The 1,159-nt window shown below is 44.7% G+C and carries 1 pseudogene; it reads right to left on the bottom strand.

The features are described from left to right. Window positions 1-1,159, bottom strand: a pseudogene (locus R8N28_RS26025) (cadherin repeat domain-containing protein); the annotation flags it as partial.

Raw genomic sequence — 1,159 nt, 5'->3', positions numbered from 1 at the left:
TACTTCATGGTGACCACTGACCACTCATAAAGTGATTTCGGATAGCCGTACTTGCTTTTGCCGTACACCACATTTGGCTTGGCATAAAAACCGCCGTCATCACTCGCTAAGAACTCACGTTGACCGCGACGGTAGTACACGATAGGCGCTGCCAACTCATACTCAATGTTTTCTAGTTTAGAGTCGTCAATCACTAAAAAGCGAGTCATGCGAATCGTACTACCGCTCGAACAATAACCTGCAGCGTCATAATCAATCGCATCAAATGGTTTTAGATCATTAGAAAACAGATCCGCTGTACAGCCATCAAATCGAGCAACATGTACCCAGACTGCCTTTTGTTGGGTTCGGTCATCGCTACCCACTGGTTTTAACAAGAACAGCGCGACCTTACCTTTGCCAAATTTTTGCAGCTCATCATCCGTCGGTTCACGTACCGAACGCGACCCCATGATGCCAAACTCACTTTCTTCTAAATTGGAAAACTGTGGGGCACTGAGGGTACTGACGATGACGGTTTGTTCGCTATCAAGTTGTGTGTATTTATCTGCAACACCCGATTCTGCCAAATCGACATGAACCGTAACTCTTGTTCTTGGTAACGCTTTGTAATCTCGCGATTCACTCTCAGAAATATCCAACGCAATAGAGTGATATTGAGAGTAATTAGTTAGCGTCAACTCAGCTTTCGCATTGTATAACGTGGCAAGCTCTTCGCTAACGGTATCAACAAATGAGTAAGTACGAATGCCTACCGTTTTACCAAAATCCAAACTAATCGTCTTAAATGGCGTAAATTCCACAGTTTGAAGCTTCGTCGTAAGACCTGGATGATCCGCTTTATTAATGGTGCCGTTAACCAATACGGTTTTAGTTGTATAGTTACGTGCAGTTAACGTCACTTCCACTTGGTAGTCGCCAGCATGCAGCACTTTCAAACGACCAGAATCTGAAGATAACAACTCAACCACCGGCTCAGCTTGGTTAATCAGACGGTAGCTTGCTTTGGCTTCTCCCCCACTCATCACAGGTGTGATAACCGCACCAGCAGAAAAGTCCAGAGTTGGATAAGTAATAGAAACCGGGTTGCTACCTTGTTTAATCGTTACAGCAAAGCTACTTTCACCTGGAGTAAACTTATCGTTACCTGCGTCCGACA

It is taken from the genome of Vibrio sp. Vb1554, assembly GCF_033344235.1.
Note: the sequence above shows the minus strand (reverse complement) of the source record. Positions and strands in the feature narration are given on the sequence as shown.